Origin of the sequence: Pantoea sp. UYEF8, assembly GCF_040546285.1 — a bacterium.
Lineage (GTDB): Bacteria > Pseudomonadota > Gammaproteobacteria > Enterobacterales > Enterobacteriaceae > Pantoea > Pantoea brenneri.
Genome location: NZ_JBEPNM010000009.1, coordinates 137,259 through 159,172 on the forward strand (window position 1 = coordinate 137,259; position 21,914 = coordinate 159,172).

A 21,914-nucleotide genomic window follows, 5' to 3' on the forward strand; every position below is an offset into this window, starting at 1 on the left:
AAGGAAAAAGCGGCCACCCGGGTGGCCGGCAGGCGTCAGCTTTTTTTCAGGCACTGACTCATAAAGGTCTTACGGGCATCGCCCGCGAGCTGTTTATTTCCGGCTTCGCTGTTGCAGGTTTTCATTTTCATCTGCTGAGGCGACATGCCCGACAGCTTGCTGTCCTTCTTCAGACAGTCACTCATAAAGCTTTTACGGGCATCGCCTTTGAGGTTTTGTGAGCTGGCATGCTGATTACACATCGACATCTTCTCCTGCTGCGGCGTTTTATCCGCCGCGCTGGCTATACCGCTGACCAGCAGCCCTGCCATCATCATCGCCGTTAAACCGATTTTCATCGTATCTTCTCCATTGTGTGTTAGCCATTCTGATTCTGGCAGTGATTAAGCAAAGCGGGGGAATTTCAGGCGGAACTGCTGCCAGGATCGCAAATCAGGCCCGCGCTGCGCACGGTCAGACACGCGGGTGCCTGAGCAGCCTGTCGATGTAATTACGCAGCAGCACGGCGTTTTCATCACTGGCGTCGGCCGCATTGTCCATTGCCGTTTCAATGCTGGAGGTAATGGCCTGGTGCTGTTGCGGATCCAGCTTACGCACCAGCGCGGTGACCACGATTTCCAGCGCCTCAATCTGGGCGACCTGTTCTTTTGACGCCTCTTCTTTTTCAGCCAGTTTAACCAGTAGTTCAGCTATCAGGTTTTTCATGCTGTGATCTCAGCAGAGAAGAAAAGCAGAAATTAGCACTGGTGAAATAAAAAAAACAGAGGGCAATCCCTCTTTTGTCAGGCAGTTAACCTATGGCGCGTGGCGTGCGCCTGTATCGATGCAGGCTGTTGATGCAGGCGAAACGTTTTGCCAGCGAAAAGTGCCGCCGCGTAACGTTTCGCCCGCCTGAAACCGCCCGTTAAGCGTTAACGAGGATCGACAAAGCCGCGACCCGGCCCGCCGCCATGTCCGCCGCCATGTCCGCCCCAACCGCCGCCGCCGCCCGGAGGAGGGAAAATACATCCGCTCAGCGCGGTAACCAATGCCACAACGGCAGTCAGCTTAATCAGTCGTACCATATCAACCTCAGGATAAAGAAATCGGGCTGAGTGTAGGGAGACGCCTGCAGGCCGACAAGTGAGAATCCTCCGTATCGGGCGGCTATTCATCTTTGCTGACCAGGCTTAACGCTTTACAGCCAGTACGACGTCACAATCTCAACATCTGTCGGCTATTCCGGCCCACGGCGATCGGCTTATTTTGTTCAAAACGTTAAGGCAGACGCTTTACAGTCTGAAGATTTTTGCGCATTGTGAGCGCATTACAATTTAAGGAACTCATCATGTCCCAGGCTGCTTTTCATGACATTATTTCCCGACGTGACTGGGAAAATCCGGTGATCACCGCACTGCACCGGCTGGATGCACATCCGCCGTTCGCCAGCTGGCGCGACGAGACCGCCGCGCGCGACGATCGCCCCTCGCCCTCACTAAAAAGCCTCAACGGTCAGTGGAATTTTAGCTATTTCACCCAGCCTGAAGCGGTTCCGGCCAGCTGGCTGCTGTCGGATCTGCCCGATGCCGCCACTCTTTCGGTACCGGCCAACTGGCAGATGCACGGCTACGACGCGCCGGTCTATACCAACGTGCAATACCCGATTCCGGTCAATCCACCCTATGTTCCGCAGGAAAACCCGACCGGCTGTTACTCGCTCACATTCACTAGCGACGCGCAGTGGCAGGCTAGCGGCCAGACCCGCATCATCTTCGATGGAGTCAACTCGGCCTTTCATCTTTGGTGTAACGGCCAGTGGATCGGCTACTCGCAGGATAGCCGTCTGCCGGCCGAATTCGATTTAACCGCCTGTCTGCGGCCCGGCAATAACCGGCTGGCGGTGATGGTGCTGCGCTGGAGCGATGGCAGCTATCTGGAAGATCAGGATATGTGGCGGATGAGCGGCATCTTCCGCGATGTCACCCTGCTGCATAAACCGACGGTCCAGCTGGCCGACGTTCAGCTTGAAACCCGGCTCAGTCCGGAATTTTCCAGTGCCGAGCTGCGGGCAGAGGTGAAGGTAGCCTGGCCCGCCGCGGCCTGCGCCGATGTTCAGCTGCGCCTGACGCTGTGGCAGGGAGATCGGCAGATCGCGCAGTGCCAGCAGACGCCCGGCAGCGAGATTATTGACGAGCGCGGCCACTATCCGGAACGCGCCCTGCTGCGTCTGCGGGTGGAACAGCCCCAGTTGTGGAGCGCCGAAACGCCGCATCTTTATCGCGCCACGCTGGCGCTGCTGGATAAGAATCAGCAGGTCATAGAAGTGGAAGCCTATGACGTCGGCTTCCGTCAGGTCACGATTGATAATGGCCTGCTGTGCCTGAATGGCAAACCGTTGTTAATCCGCGGCACCAACCGTCATGAGCACCATCCTGAGCGCGGTCAGGTGATGGATGAGGAGACGATGCGCCGCGATATTACGCTGATGAAACAGCACAATTTTAATGCCGTGCGCTGCTCGCACTACCCGAATCATCCGTTGTGGTACCGGCTGTGCGATCGCTACGGTTTGTATGTGGTGGATGAAGCCAATATTGAAACCCACGGTATGCAGCCGATGAACCGACTTTCAGACGATCCGCGTTGGTTTGCTGCTTACAGCGAACGCGTAACCCGCATGGTGCAGCGCGATCGTAACCACTGCAGCATCATTATCTGGTCGCTGGGCAACGAGTCGGGGCACGGCAGCACCCATGATGCGCTCTATCGCTGGGTTAAAAGCGCCGATCCGACCCGCCCGGTCCAGTATGAAGGCGGCGGTGCCGACACCGCGGCCACCGACATTATTTGTCCGATGTACGCCCGGGTCGATCAGGATCAACCCTTCCCCGCCGTGCCGAAATGGTCGCTGAAGAAGTGGATTAGCCTGCCGGGTGAAACCCGTCCGCTGATCCTGTGTGAATACGCGCATGCGATGGGCAACAGCTTTGGCGGTTTCGCTAAATACTGGCAGGCCTTTCGTCAGTTTCCCCGCTTACAGGGCGGCTTTGTCTGGGACTGGGTCGATCAAAGCCTGACCCGCTATGACCAGCAGGGCCAGCCGTGGCAGGCTTACGGCGGCGATTTCGGCGATAAGCCTAACGACCGCCAGTTCTGTATGAACGGGCTGGTGTTTGCCGATCGCAGCCCGCACCCGGCACTGTTTGAAGCGCAGCGCGCTCAGCAGTTTTATCAGTTCGAGGCCGATGCGGCCGATCCGTTCAGCGTGACCGTCAGCAGTGAATACCTGTTCCGGCGTAGCGACAATGAAGTGCTGCGCTGGTGTATCGAGCAGGCGGGGGAACGGGTGGCTGAAGGTGAAGTGCGGCTGGACCTCGCTGCGCAGGGACGGCAACGCATTACGCTGCCGCCGCCCGCCGGGCTGCAGGGAGAATGCTGGCTCAATCTGGCGGTACATCAGATTGAAGCCACCGAGTGGAGTCCCGCAGACTGGTGCGTTGCCTGGCATCAATGGCCGCTGCCGTCGACGCTGGTGCTGCCCTCGCCGCCGGCGTCGGGTAGTGCGCCGGTACTGCATGAGGAGGAGGGCGAAATTCACGTCACCCATCAGCAGCAGCGCTGGTGCTTTTCACGCCACAGCGGCGAACTGGCGCAGTGGTACGTTAATCAGCAACCCACGCTGCTCTCACCGTTGCGTGACTGCTTTATCCGGGCGCCGCTGGATAATGACATCGGCACCAGCGAAGCTGAACGGGTCGATCCCAATGCCTGGGCCGAGCGCTGGAAAGCCGCCGGTTATGACCAGATGATCCGCAGCCTGATATCCATCGAAGCCAGCAGCCTGCCGCAGACGGTACAAATCGACACGCTGCACGGCTGGTACGCCAATGACCAGCTGGCCTTTATCAGCCGCAAACGCTACCAGATCAGTGCCCAGGGCGAGATGCAGATAAACCTGTTCGTTGAGCAGTCACCCGGCCTGCCGCCGCCAGCGCGAATCGGTCTGCGCTGCCAGCTGGCCACCCTGCCGCAGCAGGTCAGCTGGCTCGGACTGGGGCCGCATGAAAACTATCCCGATCGCCAGTTAGCTGCCCGCTTCTCGCGCTGGCAACTGCCGTTGCAGCAGCTGACAACACCCTATGTTTTCCCGAGTGAAAACGGGTTGCGTGGCGGCACCCGCCAGCTCGACAGCGGCAGCTGGCAGGTCAGAGGCGATTTTGCCTTTTCGCTCAGCCGCTTCAGTCTGGAGCAATTACGCGACACTTCACATCGCCATCTTCTACAGCCCGAAGCGGGCTGCTGGCTGCATCTGGATCTGCATCATATGGGCGTGGGCGGCGATGATTCCTGGAGTCCGAGCGTCAGTCCTGAGTTTTTGCTGACTCAGCAGCGCTGGCAGGCGGAGCTGACGATTTGCCAGCCGACGCCGGCAAAGGGGTTTTCGGACGGCGATAGAAGCGCTTCAGAAACACCACGTTAATCAGCACCACCACGGCGGTGGCGAAGAAGACACAACGGAAGCCCGCCACCGCCGACACCGCTGCACCGAGCAGCGGACCGGCAACGTTGCCCAGATACATGAACGACTGGTTATAGCCAAAGATACGACCGGTGATGTTGTCGCGTGAATGGCGCACCAGCAGCGTCTGCACCGCCGGCATCATGGCGCCATCGGCAAATCCCAGCAGGAAACGCAGCACCCCAAGCTGGGTGGCGCTGGTGACAAACGACATGGCGACAAACAGCAGCAGCGAGATCACCATAGTGGCCAGCAGAATCCGCTGGGTGCCGATGCGATCGCCTAACCGCCCCAGTCGGGGCGCGGCGAGCAGTGCTGACACGCCCGGTAACGCAGCGATAACGCCGCTGAGAAAGGCGATGTTCTCTGCGGCAGGTGCCAGTTCGCGCACAAACAGCGTCAGGATCGGGTTCACCGATCCGTTGCACATCTGAATCACCATGGTGGTGAAAAACAGACAGACCATCAGCTTCGGGTTATCCAGCGAACGGAACACCTCGCGCCCGCTGAGCTTATCTTTTTTGCTGACCGGGGGGTATCCGGTCTCTTTAATCAAAAACAAGGTGACCAGGAAGCTGACCATCAGCAGCACCGCGGTGACAATAAACACGGTGCGTAATCCGACCCAGTCTGCCAGCAGGCCGCCCAGCATCGGCCCGAGGATCACCCCGCCAATCTGACCGGTGGAGACGCAGCTCAGCGCCCAGCCGCTGCGTTCACGCGGCACCTGCGCCGCCACCAGCGCCATGGCATTAGGAATATAGCCGGAGGTCAGCCCCATCAGCGCGCGCAGCAGTAGCAGTTGCCACGCCTCGGTGACAAACGCCTGCAGCAGAATCACCACGCCCATGCCAAAAGCGGCACGCAGCAACATCAGTTTGCGCCCTTTTCGATCCGCCAGGCTGCCCCACAGCGGCGCGACCGCCGCCGAAATGACAAAGGTGATGCTGAAGGTCAGCCCAGACCACAGGCTGAGCGATTCGCCACCGCTAACGCCAAGCTGTTCAAGGTAGAGCGGCAGAAACGGAATGATCTGGCTGATCGCCAGGCCGGTAAAAAAGCAGCCAAACCAGACCGAAATCAGGTTAATTTTCCAGGGTTCAATTACGCGTGGCATCAGCAGAAGGTTTGCAGGAAAGAGAAGCTTAAGTTTACCGCGCCCCTGACTTTGTCGACTGACAAAACATGGCACAGACGGTAAAACGCTGTTTTCCGCTTTGATTCAGCATACGGCCTGGCACAAATTTTCCTTACGCCAACGTTTACAGCAGCTTCCGGTGTCAAAACCGGCCTGTAGCGCATCGGGCAATTATCACTATGAAAAAATATTTCAGCCTGTTACTGACAATTATCCCCCCCGGTTCTATGTTTAGAAAACCGCCAGTCTCGTGCGGTGCGTCGATCATTCTGACAGACGCAGTAGCCTCACAATGACGGTGCCCGCCGTCAGTAAGATGCGAGGTGAGCTGACTCAATGGAGAGAAACCCAGCCCTTATGCCACGGCGTAAGGGGCGTTGTTGTTTTAGCGGAGGTAGGGAATGAGAGTGCAACCTAACAGCGCCAGCCGAGCTATCACCGACTATTTCAATAGCCCGGACTGGCGGATACCGCCTGAGTCTGACCTGCTGGCGGTCATACTGCGTGAACTGATGGAGGCGGGACAACCCGCCACCAATAAGACCATCGTCGCACGGGTGATCGACAAACTCGAGGTCGAAGGCGATGAGACGCGGCTACAGAATTACCGCACCCTGCTGGCGCAGCTGATGGAAACGCGGCCGGAAGAGTAGTCGCTTATTTCACCCAGCGCAGCTGATCGGCTTCGCTGACGCTGGCGCGTCCGCTGCTGCGCTGAAACAGACAAAGCTCCCGTCCACGCTTATTCCGCATCTGTGGCTGCGGATAGCGGCCTTCCAGCAGCAGCGCGCTGTAACCCACGCTATCGTCATAATCGATAACCTCGCCGAGGACTCTGACCTTGCTCAGGGTGCTGGCGTTGATACAGGCCTGCGTCATCACCTGACGGCTCTGCTGCCAGGCAGTGTCGGTTGAGGCGTACGCCAGTGACGAACTGAGAAGTAGGACGGGCAGGAACGCCCCGATGTTCCGCTGCATTTGTGCTCCCTTATCGCACTGAAGGCGATAAAAAAATTCCCGCCGGAGCGGGAATAAACAAGACGAGCATTGTCTATGGAGAGTGACGAGGAAGTCTCTTAAACGCCGCTCTATCCTCGCCTGCCGTTATGACAATGCTATGACAAATCGCCTGATTCAGGGTTAACCGCAATAAACCTGGCTGATATTGCCGCTCTTGTCAGCCAGGAAGTTCAGCCGGCTGAGGTTGAAGTCCATGGTGACGGCGGAGTTATAAGGGATAGCCCGCACCTTCTGGTCAAAATGCTGACCCTGCAGTGAGGTTAATGGTTTGCCGACATAATGCTGATACTGCGAGGCACCGCAGCGGTCCGCTTCCGGGTCCTGCGGCGCGGTGGTGGTGTCGGGTTTGCTGACAGATTGACAGGCCGTTAATGTAAACAGACCTAGTACCAGCAGCGCTTTTCCATAATGTTTCACGTGTGATCTCCTGTTGGACGTGTAAAACCCTGCCCCAAGAGTAGCAAAGCGCGCCCGCTGAGCTGAACCCTAAAAAAGTAAAGTTATCCCCACTGACAGCCAATTCGCTGCGCTATCAGCGTCATTTTTTAAGATTAATCGCACTTGCTGCCTAAAAATACGACAGTCAGCGGCTAAAATACTTAAGAATATTCTGAGGTCCAGAGAGGTGAAATCATGGAACTTATCATTTTTATCGTCTGTGCCATGCTGATGACCGCCGTGGCCGTTAAAGTCCGCTAACTCTGCTCAGGCGGACTTTGCGTAGTTCTTTCCAGAAGCGTGCTGAATGCGGCCAGCGGCATCGGTCGACCGAGGAAGTAGCCTTGCCCCTCTTCGCACGATAGCAGCTTGAGCTGATTCAGTTGCGCTTCTGTCTCAACCCCCTCTGCGGTAATAGTCAACGCAAACGCGCGCGCCAGCGCAATAATCCCTGCCACTACCGACTGCGCCTGTTGTGACTCCGGAAAATCTTTCATCCATGAACGATCGATCTTCAGACCGTTGAACGGGAAGGTTTTCAGGTATCCGAGCGCAGCATAGCCGGTGCCAAAATCGTCAACCGTGAGACGCACGCCCAGCGAGCGCAAGCCCTGCATCACTTCCAGCGCGTGCAGGGGATGTTCAAAGGTGACATTTTCGGTAATTTCCAGCTCCAGCCGCGTCGCTGGCAGGCCGCTGCGCGCCAGCGTATTCGCCACCCGCTGAACCAGGTCGGTGGTGCGAAACTCCATCGGGGAAATATTAACCGACACGTAACGATCGCCTCCCCAGGCCAGCGCATCTTCACAGGCGCGCATCAGTACCCAGTCGCTGATGGTAGCGATCAGCCCGCTCTCTTCCGCCAGCGGTATAAAGCGATCCGGCGTGATCCACTGTTCGGGCGCGATCTGCCAGCGGATCAATGCTTCTGCGCCGGCCAGTTGTCCGCTCAGCAGCTGATAGCGCGGCTGATAGTGCAGCCGGAATTCGTTGTTCTTCAGCGCCTTCTCAATACGCTGCGCCATGTCGCGCTTACTGTTGCGCTGGTTCGCCATCTCGTTGGCGTACCAGACCCACTGATTACGTCCGGCTTCACGCGCTTCATTCAGCGCAATGTCGGACATCCGCAGTAGCGCTTCCGGGTGGCTGGCATCCTGTGGCGCACAGGCGATGCCGAGGCTGGCGGTGAGGTAGTGAACGTGCTGGCCAGTGGTGATCGGCTGCTGGACGTCGTGTACCAGTTGGGCGCAACGTTCATCGACCTTGTCACGGCTGCCTTCACGCAGCACCAGTACAAACTCATCACCGCCCAGCCGCGCCGCCAGCTCATGCGGCCCGATAGCGCTTTTCAGGCGCTGGGCCATCTGATTCAGTACGCCATCGCCTGCCGCATGGCCCCAGGTTTCGTTGATCGGCCGGAATTGATCGAGATCGAGGCTGATAATCATCAGCGGATTGCTTTCGTCGGCCAGCTCAAGATGGTGCGTCAGGAACTCCTGCAAATGGACGCGGTTGGGCAAGCCGGTTAATTAATACATCGTGACGCGACAGGAACTGAATACGCGCTTCGGCCTCCATTCCCTGGGTAATGTCTGACACCGTGCCGCGGAAACCGATGCAGCGCCGATCGTGCCAGACGGTTTTCGCCACCAGCTGACCAATCCGCCGGTCTCCGTGCGCCGACATAAACTGGCAGCGCAGCGGCATCTGTTGCGGCTCCTGCTCCTGGCGCAGTAGCCAGGTGACCAGTGAATGGCTGGGGTGAGTCAGCAAGTGATCGATATGACGCCCCAGCCACTGGGAGATTTCATGGCCGGTTACGGTGTGAAAACGCGCCGACAGGTAGATCAGGCGGCCCTCTTCATCGGTCTCCCAGATCCAGTCCGACGCGGCTTCAGCCAGATCGCGGAAACGGGCCTCGCTGTTTGCCAGCTCCTGCTGACTGATCGCCAGCATGGCAAAGCGTCGATCGGAGAGAATGGCGTTGTACAGCGCGTGACGGCTGACGCGGCGGGTGATCATCCCGATAATAATCGCCATCATCACCAGCAGCGGCAGCAGGAACCAGATCAGCCCCATGCCCGGCATTTTCGGCGTCCAGCGCAGCACCATCGGCGTACTGCCGGTAATCGGCTGCAGCATCCGCGGTTCGCGTTCAGCATCCATCGCGCTGCTGGCCAGCCGCGGTCCGCGCACGTCCAGCGCCGCACCCAGCTCTTTCAGCTTGGCGGGGGTAAACAGATTCACGAACACCATGATCGACGGCGGCCCCGATTTCAGCGGCAGCGCAGCAACTTTGCCGCGGCTGATCGGCGCGGCGACCACGATGGCTGCCTGACGATTAATGATGGCGTTACGCACCAGAGCGGCGTTGTTGAGCTGACGCGCGGCCGCAATCATTTCGCGGCTCTGACTGCCAAGCCAGGCTTCCAGCGGCGTATCGGAGAGCTGACCGTTAATCACCGCGTAGCTGGTGCGTCCGTGACCGTCGACGACGAACACGCCCTCGTAGTGATACTCCTCATACAGGCCCGGTCCAAAGTTCTCTTCGTCGTAGGCCCAGACTTTATTCACCGTCAGGTGCAGGTTACGCCAGGCCTCACCCCAGAAGGCATAGTCACGGATATCGGTGACCATCGCGTCCTGGCGACTTTTCCACGTTTGCTGCATCAGCAACTGGTCGTGCGCCATCGACTCGCTATTCTGTCGCTGAGCGATGGTCAGCACCATCAGCATCGACAGTATCAGCACACCGAACAGCAGCAGCGAAAGCGTGCGCAGGCTGCGCCGCGTAAAGCGGACAGTGCGATCTTCCGCTGCATGCGCAAAAGAGGATGACGGCGGTGCCGGAGGGTCAAAAGTCATTAAAAGTACTCACTACACGACATAAAGTCCGTTTGGGATAACAGGCCCGCCCGGTGAAGCGCCGAGCTGACCCGATTTGTTTCCTCAGTTATCGGCCCGTGCCGTCGGGTGTTTAGTCTGCGGTTAAAATTTAGCGCTTAAATATTGTGTCATTGGCTGACTCGACAGCGATCAGGCGCATTGCTACTATGCGCTAACCTTCGCTGGCTGGGTCGCCTATGAATACCAATTCCGACAGAGTGACACTGACGCTGTTCTACGTCGGCAGCTTTGTGGTCTATTACCTTGTCACCATGCTGATCACGCTGTTCCCTAATTACGGCGTGCTGCGTAATGACGGTCTGCTGGTGCCGGTGCTCTGTTTGTTTGAATTTGCGGTGATCTATCCGCTCTATCGCTTTTACTGTCAGCGCCGCACCGATTTACCGCTGGGTGAACTGCGTACGCTGCAGACGCTGCTGTTTACCGGCGCGCTGTTTGTGCTGATGGCGGCGCAGATGCAGTTTATGCAGCCGGAAGGCTGGCTGGTGATGCAGGCGCAGCAGGGACGTAACTCGTTGCTGATTCTGCTGCTGACGGCGGTGCTGCTGGCACCGGTGTTTGAAGAGGTGCTGTTTCGCGGTTTTCTGTTGCAGGCTTTCCTGTTGTGGGCGCCCCGCAGCCGCTTCGCCTGTATGTTGCTCACCTCGCTGCTGTTCGCGGTGATGCATACCCAATACGTTCACTGGCAGACGATTATCGCACTGACGCTGTTTTCGCTGCTGCTGTGCTACGCGCGCTTACGCAGTAATAGCCTGGCGTTGCCGATTTTCCTCCACACCCTCAATAACCTGATCGCCCTGCTGCCTGCCTGGTATTTCGCGGGCTGAGGGTGCCCGGTTCTCTCACCTGCAGTCCCGTATCGCTGTCGGCCTTCCGGTCTGCGGGTGGCTATAGCTCGGGCGGGTAATGCTGCCCCCGACGCGTTTGACTATACTGGATCAAAAAAAGGGATAAAAAGCACCACAGTCCGGACCACCAGACCGTGCAAAGGAGTCGATCTATGTTAATTGGATTTGTGTTATTAGTGAGCGCGTGCGGCTACGATGCCTGTGAGGCTTTACCGGTTTCGGAGCACATCTTTCCGACCAAAAGCGCCTGTGAAACCATGGCGAACCGTATTCATAAAGTCAGGCCCAATGTGGTCCTGCTGTGCGGTGAAGTGCATCGTTAAAACAGGGCCAACTACAATAAACCCGGCTGTAACGTTGCAAGCTGACGCTTTAGCGTACAAAATATGAGCTGTTGTTGACTACTACCGTTGTGAATCCCATGAAAACATCACGTCCCCGTCGTCCAAACGGACGCTGGGTTTATTACATTTTGTATGATGGCATTCTGTGGCCCTGCCCGGTTCGCTGGGAATGGGAAAGCAGCTTCGGCGGCTGGTTGCCGTTTTACTATACGCCGACCTTTGAGTTTGTGGTCGGTGACCCACGCAAGGCGTATCGCATTGCGCGCAGCGACGTGCGTGCCCGGCGGCGGGAAGACGCGTACGTCTGATCGGCATTATTGTCACGGCGGCGTGAAAAGTTGACGTCCGGGCGACGCTATTGCCACGGCAGCCAGGAGGCGGTCAGCAGGAAGTGAATCGCTTCAAGTACCAGTATCACCATCAATAATATGCCCAGCTTATGGCGGCAGATCCTGTTCATCCGGTCAGGCCCAAATCATCGCAGCCCAGCGTATCAGCAGCAGCGCGCCACAGATGCAAAACAGAACCAGCACCATTTTCCAGTGCTTTTTTGCCGCCCGATACTTCGTCACATCGGTTTCCTCCCTGTCAGAAAGCGAAGATGCGCCACAAGGCGCATCTGATTCGGTCAGCTGCAGGACCGGTACTGCGTAGCATAACGCCCCGGCCGCAAAAAGGCGACCGGTGGACGGCATCAGTTATTCAGGGTGTAGTCCAGCGTGATTTCCGCATTAAGCACCTGAGAAACCGGGCAACCCGCTTTGGCTTTATTGATGATCTCATCGAAGGTCGATTCATCAATGCCTGGCAGCGAAATGGTGCTGGTCAGCGCTATTTTGGTAATGGCGAAGCCGTCACCTTTCTTATCCAGCGAGACGTCCGCAGTGGTGTCGATACTTTCTGGCGGATGACCCGCCTGGCCCAGCATCAGCGATAACGCCATGGAGAAACAGGCTGCATGCGCCGCACCAATCAGCTCTTCCGGGTTGGTGCCCTTCTCGCCTTCAAAGCGGGTGTTGAAACCATAAGGTTGCTGGCTCAGCACGCCACTTTCGGTGCTGACGGTGCCTTTGCCCTTGATATCGCCTTCCCAGTGCGCCGAACCTTTCTTATGAATGGTCATGTTATTCCTCCTGTTGGTAAAGAAGCTAAGTATAGACAACGCCTGCGTTTTCGCCGGTTAACTTACTGCGCGCGGCCGTGGCGGGGTGCTCTGCGGGTTCAGCACCGCCTCGGCCTGCACCAGTGATTCACGGGTGATCTCGCTGATTGACTTCGCCCCGGTCAGGGTCATCGCAACCCGCATCTCTTTCTCGATCAGATTGAGCAGGTTCTCGACGCCACGCTGGCCATGGGTCGCCAGCGCATAGATAAAGGCCCGTCCCAGCAGGACGCTGTCTGCGCCGAGCGCAATCATCCGCACCACATCCAGACCGTTGCGGATACCGCTATCGGCCAGAATGGTGATATCGCCTTTCACCGCATCAGCAATAGCCGGCAGCGCACGCGCGGACGACAGCACGCCATCCAGTTGCCGTCCGCCATGGTTGGAGACCACGATACCGTCAGCGCCAAAACGCACCGCATCACGCGCATCCTCCGGATCGAGGATCCCTTTGATCACCATCGGGCCATCCCAGAATTCACGGATCCACTCCAGGTCTTTCCAGCTGATCGAAGGATCAAAGTTGTTCGCCAGCCAGCCGATGTAATCTTCCAGCCCGGTCGGTTTACCCAGATAGGTTGAAATATTGCCCAGATCGTGTGGCCGTCCCTGCAATCCGACATCCAGCGCCCACTGCGGATGGGTGACCGCCTGCCAGTAGCGGCGCAGCGCCGCATGGTTACCGCTCATGCCGGAGTGCGCGTCACGGTAACGCGCCCCTGGCGTCGGCATATCGACGGTAAACACCAGCGTCGAGCAGCCGGCGGCTTTGGCGCGCTCCAGCGCATTGCGCATAAACCCGCGGTCGCGCAGCACGTAGAGCTGGAACCACATCGGGCGATTAATCTGCGGTGCGACCTCTTCAATCGGGCAGACGGAAACCGTCGACAGAGTAAACGGAATCCCTTTCAGCGCCGCCGCCCGCGCCGCCTGCACTTCACCACGACGGGCATACATGCCACACAGGCCGACCGGTGCCAGCGCCACCGGCATTGACAGCGTCTCATTGAATAATTTCGTTTCCAGGCTCAGCTCTGACATGTTCTTCAGAATGCGCTGGCGCAGCGCCACGTCAGAGAGATCCTCCACATTCCGGCGCAGGGTGTGCTCGGCATACGCCCCGCCATCGAGATAGTGGAACAGGAAAGGCGGCAGGATGCGTTGCGCGGCGGCGCGATAGTCACTGGCAGCAGAGATAATCATCAATCAGATTCCTTACGGTTACGTGATTCAGTGTCCGGTAAGCGGGTGATGCGCGCCTGGCGCGCTTCATCCTCATGCAGATTTTTCATCGTGGTGTGAACAAACCCGAGATGCTGCATCGCCGCCTGGCGTGCGCCCTCGGCATCCCCGGCGAGAATGGCGTCCAGCAGCGCCTGATGTTGCTCCGTCAGCCGGGCGAATATCGCCGGCTGGGTATACATCCGCTGGCGGCTTTGCATCACCGAGGATTGCAACAGTTCGAAGAAACCGCGCATGGTTTGCAGCAGCACCAGATTGTGAGAGGCCTCGGCAATCGCCAGGTGAAAGCGCACGTCAGCCTGAGCGGCAAGGTCAGGATCGTCACTCTCTTTCAGCTTCAGCGTAGCGTCGAAGGCGTACTGCAGCCGCTCGCGATCCGCCTCGGTGGCACGCAGCGCTGCGTGCCAGGCGGTGCTGGCTTCAATCGCATGTCGTGCCTCGAGAATGTCGTAGCGATAGTCAGGATCGTCGCGTAACAACTGGCGAATCGGTTCAACGATGCGCTGTTCCGACCAGGGTTCCAGCTGTTGCCGGACCCAGGTGCCGCCGCCGCGACGGCTGACCAGCATGCCGCCGCTGATCAGCTGCTGTAACGCTTCACGCAGCGACGAGCGCGACACCCCGAGTTCGGCCGAGAGCTGCCGCTCAGCAGGCAGCCGCATGCCCGGTGTCAGTTGATGTTCAGTGATATACGCCCGGAGGCGCGTCACCAGCGGATCGGAAACGGTATTCATGGAATCATCCAGGGGAAGACGTATGCCTGCAGCGTGGTAATCACGCCGACCATACAGGTAAAAATCAGGCTGTGTTTAACGGTAAAGCGGAACAGGTCAGACTCTTTGCCAACCAGTCCGACCGCCGCACAGGCGATGGCGATCGACTGCGGCGAGATCATCTTGCCAGTGACGCCGCCGGTGGTGTTGGCCGCCACCAGCAGCACGTCCGATACGCCAATCTGCTGCGCGGTAGTGGCCTGCAGCGCGGCGAACAGGGCGTTCGACGAGGTATCCGAGCCGGTCAGGAACACCCCGAGCCAGCCGAGGAACGGCGAGAAAAAGGTAAAGGCGTGGCCGGTGTGCGCCAGCGCTAACGCCAGGGTGGCTGACAGGCCGGAGTAGTTAGAGATAAAGGCGAAGGCCAGCACCATGCCAATCGAGTAGATCGGCAGCGCCAGCTCTTTCAGCGTTTCACCAAAAGTTTGCAGCGCAGCCCTGGGTTTCATCTTCAGGTAGAGTACCGCGACGATCGCCGCAATCAGGATCGCGGTGCCGGTGGCGGAAAAGAGATCGAACTTAAAGATAGCCGGATAAGGCGTGGCGCTGCCTACGACCGGCGGCATACGCGCTACCCCTTCGTTGAGCAGCGGCACCGGTACGTTCAGCACCCAGTCAGCCAGCGCGCCGCCTTTGGCGAACAGCGCTTTAAACGGCGGGATGCTCCACAATGTGACGGTCGCAGTCAGAAACAGGAACGGCATCCAGGCGCGTACCACCTGCCCGAGCCGGTATTTTTGCTGTACCACCGGCTGAACGGCAGGCTGCTCGCCTGGCGCTGCGCCGCCATTCTCAAAGCGGAAAATACGCACCGGCTTCCAGACGCGCAGAAACAGCGTCAGCGAAATCAGCGAGGCCAGAGACGAGATGATATCCGGCAGTTCCGGCCCGAGAAAGTTGGAGCTAAGGAACTGGGCGATAGCAAACGATCCGCCGGCCACCAGCACCGCCGGCCAGGTCTCTTTGACGCCGCGCCAGCCATCCATGATCGCCATAATCCAGAACAGCACGATCAGCGTCAGCAGCGGTAACTGCCGCCCGGCCATCTGCCCGATGGCGAAGCTGTCGAGTCCGGTCACCTGCCCCGCCACAATAATCGGAATGCCCATCGCGCCAAAGGCGACCGGCGCGGTATTCACGATCAGGCACAGCCCGGCAGCATACAGCGGATTAAAACCCAGCCCGACCAGCAGCGCGGCGGTGATCGCCACTGGCGCGCCAAAGCCGGCGGCCCCTTCAAGGAAGGCACCAAACGAGAAGCCGACAATCAGCATCTGCAGGCGCTGATCGGGCGTAATCGACAGGATTGAGGCGCGGATAATATCGAACTGACCGGTTTTGACCGAAATTTTGTAGACGAAGACCGCCGCGACAATGATCCAGGCGATTGGCCACAGGCCATAGAGAAAGCCATAAACCACCGACGCCAGTGCCTGCGCCACCGGCATCTGATAGAGAAACAGTGCCACCAGCAGCGCCAGTCCCACAGTGATGCTGGCCGCCAGATAACCTTTCAGCCTGAGCTTGATCAGCGCAAAAAAGAAAAACAGAATCGGAATCAGCGCCACCAGGCTTGAAAGCCAGATATTGCCCAACGGATCGTAGTTTTGTTGCCACAGCTGCATGCCGCTATCTCCAGAGGAAGAGGAAACGTGGTACGCGTACAGCCGCCTGCCGCGCACCATCAGCCCGATGCGATATTTGGTCTGACCAAAAATCACATCCTCGGGCTTTATGGCAACAGATAGTTAATGCATTGTTAATGCAAGGCAACAAAAGCGGCGTAAATTTTCCCGATGTGTGAACCACAGAAAAATTTTTCCGAAATTGGTAGGACCAAAATCAATGATGCTGCTCGGGAAAGGCCTGCGGATAGCTGCGCGGATGAAACCGCAGATTCAGCACGATCAGCACCAGCGTGACTGTCGCCTGTAGCAGCCAGACGCTGGTGAAATGATCGGTCAGCGTACGCAGCTGTCCGGCGATAAACGGCATGCTGCCAGCGATTATAAAACCGATACCCTGCATAAACGCCACCAGCCGCGCACCTGCCTGCGGTTGTGCCAGATGATCCAGCGCCAGAACCAGCGCCAGCGGGAACGCGCCGCCGAGCCCGACACCCGCGATCCCGGCCCAGAGCCACGGTGCCGCCTGCGGTGCCAGCAGAAAACCGAGCATGCCGCAAAGCTGCAGCGTCAGGGTCAGCAGCAGCAGCGGCCGGCGATCGTTACCGCGTGCCAGCAGCGGCAGCAGCAGCGCACCTGTCACCTGACAACCAATCATCATGCCCAGCAGCGAGCCACCGGCCTGGGCGCTCCAGCCCAGCTGATGATAGAAATCGGGCAGCCAGGCAACGCAGATCGCATAACCGCCGTTTACCAGCCCGAAACTTAACGCCAGCGTCCAGGCGCGGGTTTTGCGCCACAAGGCGGGCAGCGCGACCGCCGCCGCTTTTGCTGGCGCAGCGGTCGGAATAAACAGCCACAGCAACAGCGCCAGCACCACCGGCAGCGTCCAGCTGCTCAGCGCACCCTGCCAGCCGACATGCGCATTCAGCCACGGCGTCAGCGCCGCGCCAATTCCACCGCCGCCCATCAGCGCGCCGGCCCACAGGCCAGTCACCGGCGCACTGCGACGGCTAAAGCGCTGACGAATCAGCCCTGGCATCGCCATCTGCACCACGCCAATTCCCGCGCCGCCCGGTATCGTGCTCAGCACCAGCCAGCGACCATCGCTGATAAATAGCCGGCTCACCAGCGCCAGCAGCAGCAGAAACAGGCCGCCCAGCAGGAGCTTACGCACCGAAAAGCGCTGCATCAGCCGGGCGCTGGTCAGGGCGATCATCCCCATCATCATCATCGGCACGGCGGGCAGCAGCGACGCCGCCAGCGGCGACAGCCCAATACTCTGTCGTAACTGTTCGAGCAGCGGACTGACCGAAGTCATCAGGGGCCGCATATTCAGCCCGGCCAGCACCAGCGCCGCCAGCAGCAGCTTATTTTCTCTGTTCATCACACATCCGCAGCGTTAAAAGTTGTCAGCCTGACAGCAGACGGTACTATTTGGAAATAAAATATTACTCTGCCAGGTAGTGGGAAAATGAATCGTCAGCCGATGTTTACGCCGCAGCAACTGCTTAGCTTTGTGGCGGTGTGTGAAACTGCCAGCTTTACCCGCGCCGCTGATCGGGTGCATCTGTCGCAATCAACCGTCAGTCAGCAGGTACGGCGGCTGGAAGAGATGGTCGGTAAAGATTTGCTGGTGCGCTCGTCACATCAGGTTCAGATCACCGAAGAGGGCGAAAAATTGCTGGGCTATGCCCGCCGGATTATCGCCCTGAACGGTGAGGCGCACGACGTGCTGAGCGATCAATGGCGCGATGGCGTGCTGCGTCTTGGCGTACCGGAAGATTTCGCCGCACCGACGGCGGGCCTGCTGGCCGATTTCAGTCGCGATCATCCCCAGCTGCGACTGGATGTGATGAGCGGTATGCAGGTCGAGCTGCGCCGGGCCTGGCAACGTGAAGAACTCGATATCATGCTGATCAAGCAGACCTATGGCGAGCGTCCGCTGGCGTCGCGTCCGGAACCGCTGCTGTGGCTCGACAGCGCGGCGTCACCCTGTTTTGAACAGACGCCAGTGCCGCTGGTGCTGTTTCCGCAGCTGGGATTGTACCGCGATGAGGTCTGCCAGACGCTTGATGCGCTGGGGCGCAGTTGGCGTATCAGCTACAGCAGCGCCAGTCTGGTGGCGCTTGCTGCCGCCAGTGCCGAAGGGCTGGGTCTGACCTTGCTGCCCGCCAGTTGCCGCCTGCCGCAACATCGGGTGCTCGGCAGCGAACAGGGACTACCGGTGATCGATAGCTTCGAGCTGGCGCTGTTCTGTCGTCAGCCACATGAACCGTTGCAGCGTGAGCTGGCTGAAGCGCTGGTGGCATTTGGTCAGTTACGCTGGCAGTGAAATTTCCACTAGCCAGCAGTGGAAAATAACGCAGCAAAGCGGCCGGCCATTTGTCAGATTAACCGCTTACCCACATTGCAGGAGCCTCTGATGCCCACTTCCCCTTCGCCAGGCCGCCGTGACTTTCTCAGCCAGAGCGTGCGCTGGACCGCGGCAGGCGGTCTGCTGGCCGCCGGCTTTAGCCAGGCCAGCGTGACAGCCAGTGGCCCATCAACAGCCACGAAGCAGTCGACCGCCCTGCCGCATCAGGATCGCTATCTGCTGCGCAACGTGCGGCTGGAAGAGGGATTTGAACGCGAGGGCGACGAGATTATTGCCACCCGCACCGCGCTTTACGACATCAGCGTGCGTGACGGCAAAATTGATCGGCTGCAACCGGCAGGCCAGGGCGACGCTTCGCTGCCGGCGTGGGATGCGCATGGCGCGCTGCTGCTGCCCGCCACTCAGGATATGCATATCCACCTTGATAAGACCTTTTATGGTGGCCCATGGCAGGCACCACGTCCGCGTCAGGGCAAAACGATTATGGATATGATCGCCCGGGAGCAGGTGCTGATCCCACAGCTGCTGCCGCATTCTCAGGCGCGAGCCGAAGGATTGATTGCGCTGCTGAACGCCAAAGGCACCACCCGCGCCCGTAGCCATTGCAATATCGATCCGGTCAGCGGCCTGCAAAGCCTTGATCACCTGCAGGCAGCGCTGGCCAATCATCCCGCGTTTTCCTGTGAAATCGTAGCCTTTCCGCAGCACGGCCTGCTGCATTCTCAGGTTGATGGCCTGATGCGCGAAGCAATGCAGCGCGGCGTCCAGTACGTTGGCGGACTCGATCCCACTAACGTTGATGGCGCGATGGAAAAATCGCTGGATACGATGTTCCGGATTGCGCTCGATTATCAGCGTGGCGTCGATATTCATCTGCACGAAACTTCAGCGGCAGGCGTGGCGGCGATTCAGTACATGATCGATACCGTGGCCCGTAACCCTGCCCTGAAGGGCAAAGTGACCCTGAGCCACGGCTTTGCGCTGGCAACACTGGAAGGCAGCGCGCTGGCAAGGATGATTGAAGGGCTGGCTGAGCAGCAGTTCAGCGTCGCCTCGACTCTGCCGATCGGCAAACTCACCATGCCGATTCCGCAGTTACAGGCGGCCGGCATTAACGTAATGACCGGCACCGATAGCGTTATCGATCACTGGTCGCCGTTTGGCACCGGCAGCATGCTGGAAAAAGCCAATTTGTATGCGCAGCTCTATCGGGGATCGGATGAGTTTTCGCTGTCACGGGCGCTGGCGATTGCTACCGGTAATCAGCTGCCGCTGTCGGCAACGGGCGAGCGTCAGTGGCCGAAATCGGGCGATGAAGCCAGCATGATGCTGGTGGCGGCAAGTTGTTCTGCAGAAGCGGTGGCCCGTATTTCACCGGTGGTGGCGACTTTTTCACGCGGTAAAGCGGTATTTGCGCTGGCCTCCGCCTGAAATAACAGAGCCTCCGGTTCGGAGGCTCTGCATTTACCTGAATGGACCCGCCTGTCAGGCGGTTTTAGCCCATTTATCATTCGACATCAGTTCCATTGCCAGCGCATATAAGCGACGATCTTCCTGATCACAGGGCTCATCTTCCGCATAACAGCCGATCATCGAAGCGATCTTATCGGCTGATAAGCTCTCTCCATGAACGTGCAGTGTCAGTACGGCGCGGCCTACTATTTTAAGCACATTCTCATGTGGTCCCTGGATGCTATTACTCAATGAAAATACCCTCTACCGGTCGTTGTACCAGGAATATGGCGCGCTAAATATAAAGCAATTAGCGCCAGATTTTTATCGGCATTAAGGGTGATATTTTTTAATGATTAATTCTTTTACTGGAGTTATTTTTAAGGAGTTATCTGATTAACAATGAAATAAATTTTTAAAAACGGCAGGTTATAAACTAATGACTGGCCTTGCTGGATAAACGCAACGGTAGTATTTTCTTTGACCATCGCCAAAGGATTAAAAAAAAACACCAATTCCGGTGTCACTTCGGTTAATTCTTATCCGATCTTCACCAGATTGTTTCACACTGCTTACCTCAAGGTTCCCGTTGCCGTCAGGCCGGCTTTCTGCCAGACTTGCGCGCGCAATAATGCCCTCCACTTTCAGCCTCAGAGGCCGCGCCCGTGACCGCTTTTTCTACCCTCAATACGCTTCCCGATAGCCAGCTCGATAACCTGCGCGAGATGGGCTATACCAGCATGACGCCAGTTCAGGCCGCCACGCTGCCCGCCATTCTGCAGGGTCGTGACGTGCGCGCGCAGGCAAAAACCGGCAGCGGGAAAACCGCCGCTTTTGGTATTGGCTTACTGCAACATATCGACAGTGCCCGGTTCCAGACCCAGGCGCTGATTCTCTGCCCGACTCGTGAACTGGCGGATCAGGTCGGCAACGTGCTGCGTCAGCTGGCACGCTTCACCCGCAACATTAAAGTTCTGACCTTGTGTGGCGGACAGCCGATGAGCGCCCAGCGTGATTCGCTGGTGCATCCACCGCATATCGTGGTCGGTACCCCGGGCCGTATTCTGGATCACATCAAACGCGAAAACCTGAAGCTGGAAAACCTGCGTACGCTGGTGCTGGATGAAGCTGACCGGATGCTGGAAATGGGCTTCCGCGACGATATGGAAACCATTATTGAGGCCACGCCCGCTTCACGTCAGACGCTGCTGTTCTCCGCCACCTGGCCAGAAGGCATCGCTGCCATCAGCAGCCGCTTCCAGCGCGATGCGCTGAGCGTAGTGACGGAAGAAGTCAGCGAACTGCCGTCGATTGAGCAGCAGTTCATCGAAGCCAGCCACGGTGAAAAGCTGTCGCTGCTGATAGCGCTGCTGAGCGAACGCCAGCCTGCATCATGCGTGGTGTTCTGTAATACCCGTCGTGAATGCGATGAGATTGCTGCGGCGCTTAACGCGCGTGATATCAGTGCGCTGCCGCTGCATGGCGATCTTGAACAGCGCGATCGTGAACGGGTGCTGATCCGCTTCGCCAACGGCAGTGGCCGGGTGCTGGTCGCCACCGACGTGGCGGCCCGTGGACTCGACATCAAATCGCTGGCGATGGTGGTGAACTATCAGCTGGCCTGGGACCCGGAAGTGCATCTGCACCGCATTGGCCGCACCGCCCGCGCTGGTGAGCACGGCGTTGCGGTCAGCCTGGTTGCGGCTGATGAGATGGCTCGCGCCCATGCGCTGGAAGATTTTCTACAGCAGAAACTGCCGTGGATTTCCGCCAGCACGCTGAAAAAAGGCAGCAGCAAACCGTTGCCTGCCGCAATGATGACCTTGTGTATTGATGGTGGCCGCAAAGCCAAGATCCGTCCAGGCGATATTCTCGGCGCACTGACCGGTGAAGCAGGTTATCGCGCTGACCAGATTGGCAAGATTGTGCTGACGCCGACTCACGCTTACGTCGCGATTGATGCCGCGCAGGCGAAAGGTGCCCTGGTAAAACTGAAGCAGGGAAAAATCAAAGGCAAAGCCTGCCGGGCGATTCTGCTGAAGGATTAAAACAGGACGGGCGAGGCTGACAACGCCTCGCCCTGGTTA

At 58.4% G+C, this 21,914-nt stretch carries 21 protein-coding genes and 1 pseudogene; 8 read left to right on the top strand and 14 right to left on the bottom strand.

The window, feature by feature from the left end; genetic code table 11:
• Positions 1–35 precede the first annotated feature (35 nt).
• From ABIB18_RS16995 to ABIB18_RS17005, 3 genes are all read right to left on the bottom strand, one after another.
• On the bottom strand, positions 36–338 hold the full coding sequence (locus ABIB18_RS16995) for a PsiF family protein (RefSeq protein WP_031377832.1): 303 nt from the start codon (positions 336–338) through the stop codon (positions 36–38).
• A 115-nt stretch (positions 339–453) separates the two neighbouring features.
• Positions 454–705, bottom strand: a complete 252-nt coding sequence (iraP, locus tag ABIB18_RS17000) for an anti-adapter protein IraP (RefSeq protein WP_069727918.1) — start codon at positions 703–705, stop codon at positions 454–456.
• A 206-nt stretch (positions 706–911) separates the two neighbouring features.
• Entirely contained in the window at positions 912–1,064 is a 153-nt protein-coding gene (locus ABIB18_RS17005) for a hypothetical protein (RefSeq protein ID WP_162836820.1), read from the bottom strand.
• A 263-nt stretch (positions 1,065–1,327) separates the two neighbouring features.
• Between ABIB18_RS17005 and ABIB18_RS17010 the strand changes: the two genes are divergently transcribed.
• The gene (locus ABIB18_RS17010) at positions 1,328–4,459 is read left to right on the top strand and encodes a beta-galactosidase (protein WP_354474917.1); all 3,132 of its coding nucleotides are present in this window, start codon (positions 1,328–1,330) and stop codon (positions 4,457–4,459) included.
• On the opposite strand, the gene ABIB18_RS17015 is transcribed toward ABIB18_RS17010, so the two are convergent.
• Positions 4,341–5,615, bottom strand: a complete 1,275-nt coding sequence (locus tag ABIB18_RS17015) for a multidrug efflux MFS transporter (RefSeq protein ID WP_354474921.1) — start codon at positions 5,613–5,615, stop codon at positions 4,341–4,343. The two genes, ABIB18_RS17010 and ABIB18_RS17015, sit on opposite strands and share 119 nt — an antisense overlap.
• A gap of 422 nt (positions 5,616–6,037) precedes the next feature.
• Here ABIB18_RS17015 and ABIB18_RS17020 point away from each other — a divergent pair, with 422 nt between their 5' ends.
• A complete protein-coding gene (locus ABIB18_RS17020; protein WP_031377837.1) occupies positions 6,038–6,289 on the top strand; it encodes a biofilm development regulator YmgB/AriR family protein in 252 nt (83 codons plus the stop codon).
• 4 nt (positions 6,290–6,293) lie between these two features.
• Here the strand turns inward: ABIB18_RS17020 and ABIB18_RS17025 are convergent, their stop codons facing one another.
• The 3 genes and pseudogenes from ABIB18_RS17025 to ABIB18_RS17035 all read right to left on the bottom strand — a co-directional run bounded on the left by ABIB18_RS17025 (position 6,294) and on the right by ABIB18_RS17035 (position 9,959).
• Complete coding sequence (locus ABIB18_RS17025) at positions 6,294–6,614, bottom strand: hypothetical protein (RefSeq protein WP_354474924.1); 321 nt, start codon at positions 6,612–6,614, stop codon at positions 6,294–6,296.
• Positions 6,615–6,776: 162 nt separating this feature from the next.
• Positions 6,777–7,073: an I78 family peptidase inhibitor gene (locus ABIB18_RS17030; RefSeq protein ID WP_354474926.1), complete on the bottom strand. Its 297-nt coding sequence runs from the start codon at positions 7,071–7,073 to the stop codon at positions 6,777–6,779.
• Between the two features lie 278 nt (positions 7,074–7,351).
• Positions 7,352–9,959, bottom strand: a pseudogene (locus ABIB18_RS17035) (bifunctional diguanylate cyclase/phosphodiesterase).
• 218 nt (positions 9,960–10,177) lie between these two features.
• Here ABIB18_RS17035 and ABIB18_RS17040 point away from each other — a divergent pair.
• The 3 genes from ABIB18_RS17040 to ABIB18_RS17050 all read left to right on the top strand — a co-directional run bounded on the left by ABIB18_RS17040 (position 10,178) and on the right by ABIB18_RS17050 (position 11,501).
• The gene (locus tag ABIB18_RS17040; RefSeq protein ID WP_031377841.1) at positions 10,178–10,828 is read left to right on the top strand and encodes a CPBP family intramembrane glutamic endopeptidase; all 651 of its coding nucleotides are present in this window, start codon (positions 10,178–10,180) and stop codon (positions 10,826–10,828) included.
• A 173-nt stretch (positions 10,829–11,001) separates the two neighbouring features.
• The gene (locus tag ABIB18_RS17045) at positions 11,002–11,172 is read left to right on the top strand and encodes a hypothetical protein (protein ID WP_089562355.1); all 171 of its coding nucleotides are present in this window, start codon (positions 11,002–11,004) and stop codon (positions 11,170–11,172) included.
• A gap of 98 nt (positions 11,173–11,270) precedes the next feature.
• Positions 11,271–11,501: a hypothetical protein gene (locus ABIB18_RS17050; RefSeq protein ID WP_354474928.1), complete on the top strand. Its 231-nt coding sequence runs from the start codon at positions 11,271–11,273 to the stop codon at positions 11,499–11,501.
• Positions 11,502–11,657: 156 nt separating this feature from the next.
• Here the strand turns inward: ABIB18_RS17050 and yniD are convergent, their stop codons facing one another.
• The 6 genes from yniD to ABIB18_RS17080 form a co-directional block, all read right to left on the bottom strand.
• A complete protein-coding gene (gene yniD / locus ABIB18_RS17055) occupies positions 11,658–11,765 on the bottom strand; it encodes a small membrane protein YniD (protein ID WP_236566394.1) in 108 nt (35 codons plus the stop codon).
• 122 nt (positions 11,766–11,887) lie between these two features.
• Complete coding sequence (locus ABIB18_RS17060) at positions 11,888–12,316, bottom strand: OsmC family protein (RefSeq protein ID WP_031377843.1); 429 nt, start codon at positions 12,314–12,316, stop codon at positions 11,888–11,890.
• Positions 12,317–12,373: 57 nt separating this feature from the next.
• A complete protein-coding gene (lldD, locus tag ABIB18_RS17065) occupies positions 12,374–13,561 on the bottom strand; it encodes an FMN-dependent L-lactate dehydrogenase LldD (protein ID WP_046288496.1) in 1,188 nt (395 codons plus the stop codon).
• On the bottom strand, positions 13,561–14,334 hold the full coding sequence (gene lldR, locus ABIB18_RS17070; protein WP_031377844.1) for a transcriptional regulator LldR: 774 nt from the start codon (positions 14,332–14,334) through the stop codon (positions 13,561–13,563). Before lldR ends, lldD begins: the two co-directional genes overlap by 1 nt.
• On the bottom strand, positions 14,331–15,998 hold the full coding sequence (gene lldP, locus ABIB18_RS17075) for an L-lactate permease (protein ID WP_089562357.1): 1,668 nt from the start codon (positions 15,996–15,998) through the stop codon (positions 14,331–14,333). Before lldP ends, lldR begins: the two co-directional genes overlap by 4 nt.
• Positions 15,999–16,215: 217 nt before the next feature.
• Complete coding sequence (locus ABIB18_RS17080; RefSeq protein WP_256150156.1) at positions 16,216–17,385, bottom strand: cyanate transporter; 1,170 nt, start codon at positions 17,383–17,385, stop codon at positions 16,216–16,218.
• An 87-nt stretch (positions 17,386–17,472) separates the two neighbouring features.
• On the opposite strand from ABIB18_RS17080, the gene ABIB18_RS17085 reads away from it, so the two are divergent.
• Positions 17,473–18,333, top strand: a complete 861-nt coding sequence (locus ABIB18_RS17085) for a LysR family transcriptional regulator (RefSeq protein ID WP_031375003.1) — start codon at positions 17,473–17,475, stop codon at positions 18,331–18,333.
• 90 nt (positions 18,334–18,423) lie between these two features.
• Positions 18,424–19,806: an amidohydrolase family protein gene (locus tag ABIB18_RS17090; RefSeq protein WP_089562360.1), complete on the top strand. Its 1,383-nt coding sequence runs from the start codon at positions 18,424–18,426 to the stop codon at positions 19,804–19,806.
• 54 nt (positions 19,807–19,860) lie between these two features.
• Here the strand turns inward: ABIB18_RS17090 and ABIB18_RS17095 are convergent, their stop codons facing one another.
• The gene (locus ABIB18_RS17095) at positions 19,861–20,079 is read right to left on the bottom strand and encodes a hypothetical protein (RefSeq protein ID WP_031375001.1); all 219 of its coding nucleotides are present in this window, start codon (positions 20,077–20,079) and stop codon (positions 19,861–19,863) included.
• A gap of 413 nt (positions 20,080–20,492) precedes the next feature.
• Between ABIB18_RS17095 and dbpA the strand changes: the two genes are divergently transcribed.
• Positions 20,493–21,875 (top strand): ATP-dependent RNA helicase DbpA, encoded by a 1,383-nt coding sequence (gene dbpA / locus ABIB18_RS17100; protein ID WP_031375000.1) that lies wholly within the window; start codon positions 20,493–20,495, stop codon positions 21,873–21,875.
• Positions 21,876–21,914: the final 39 nt, after the last annotated feature.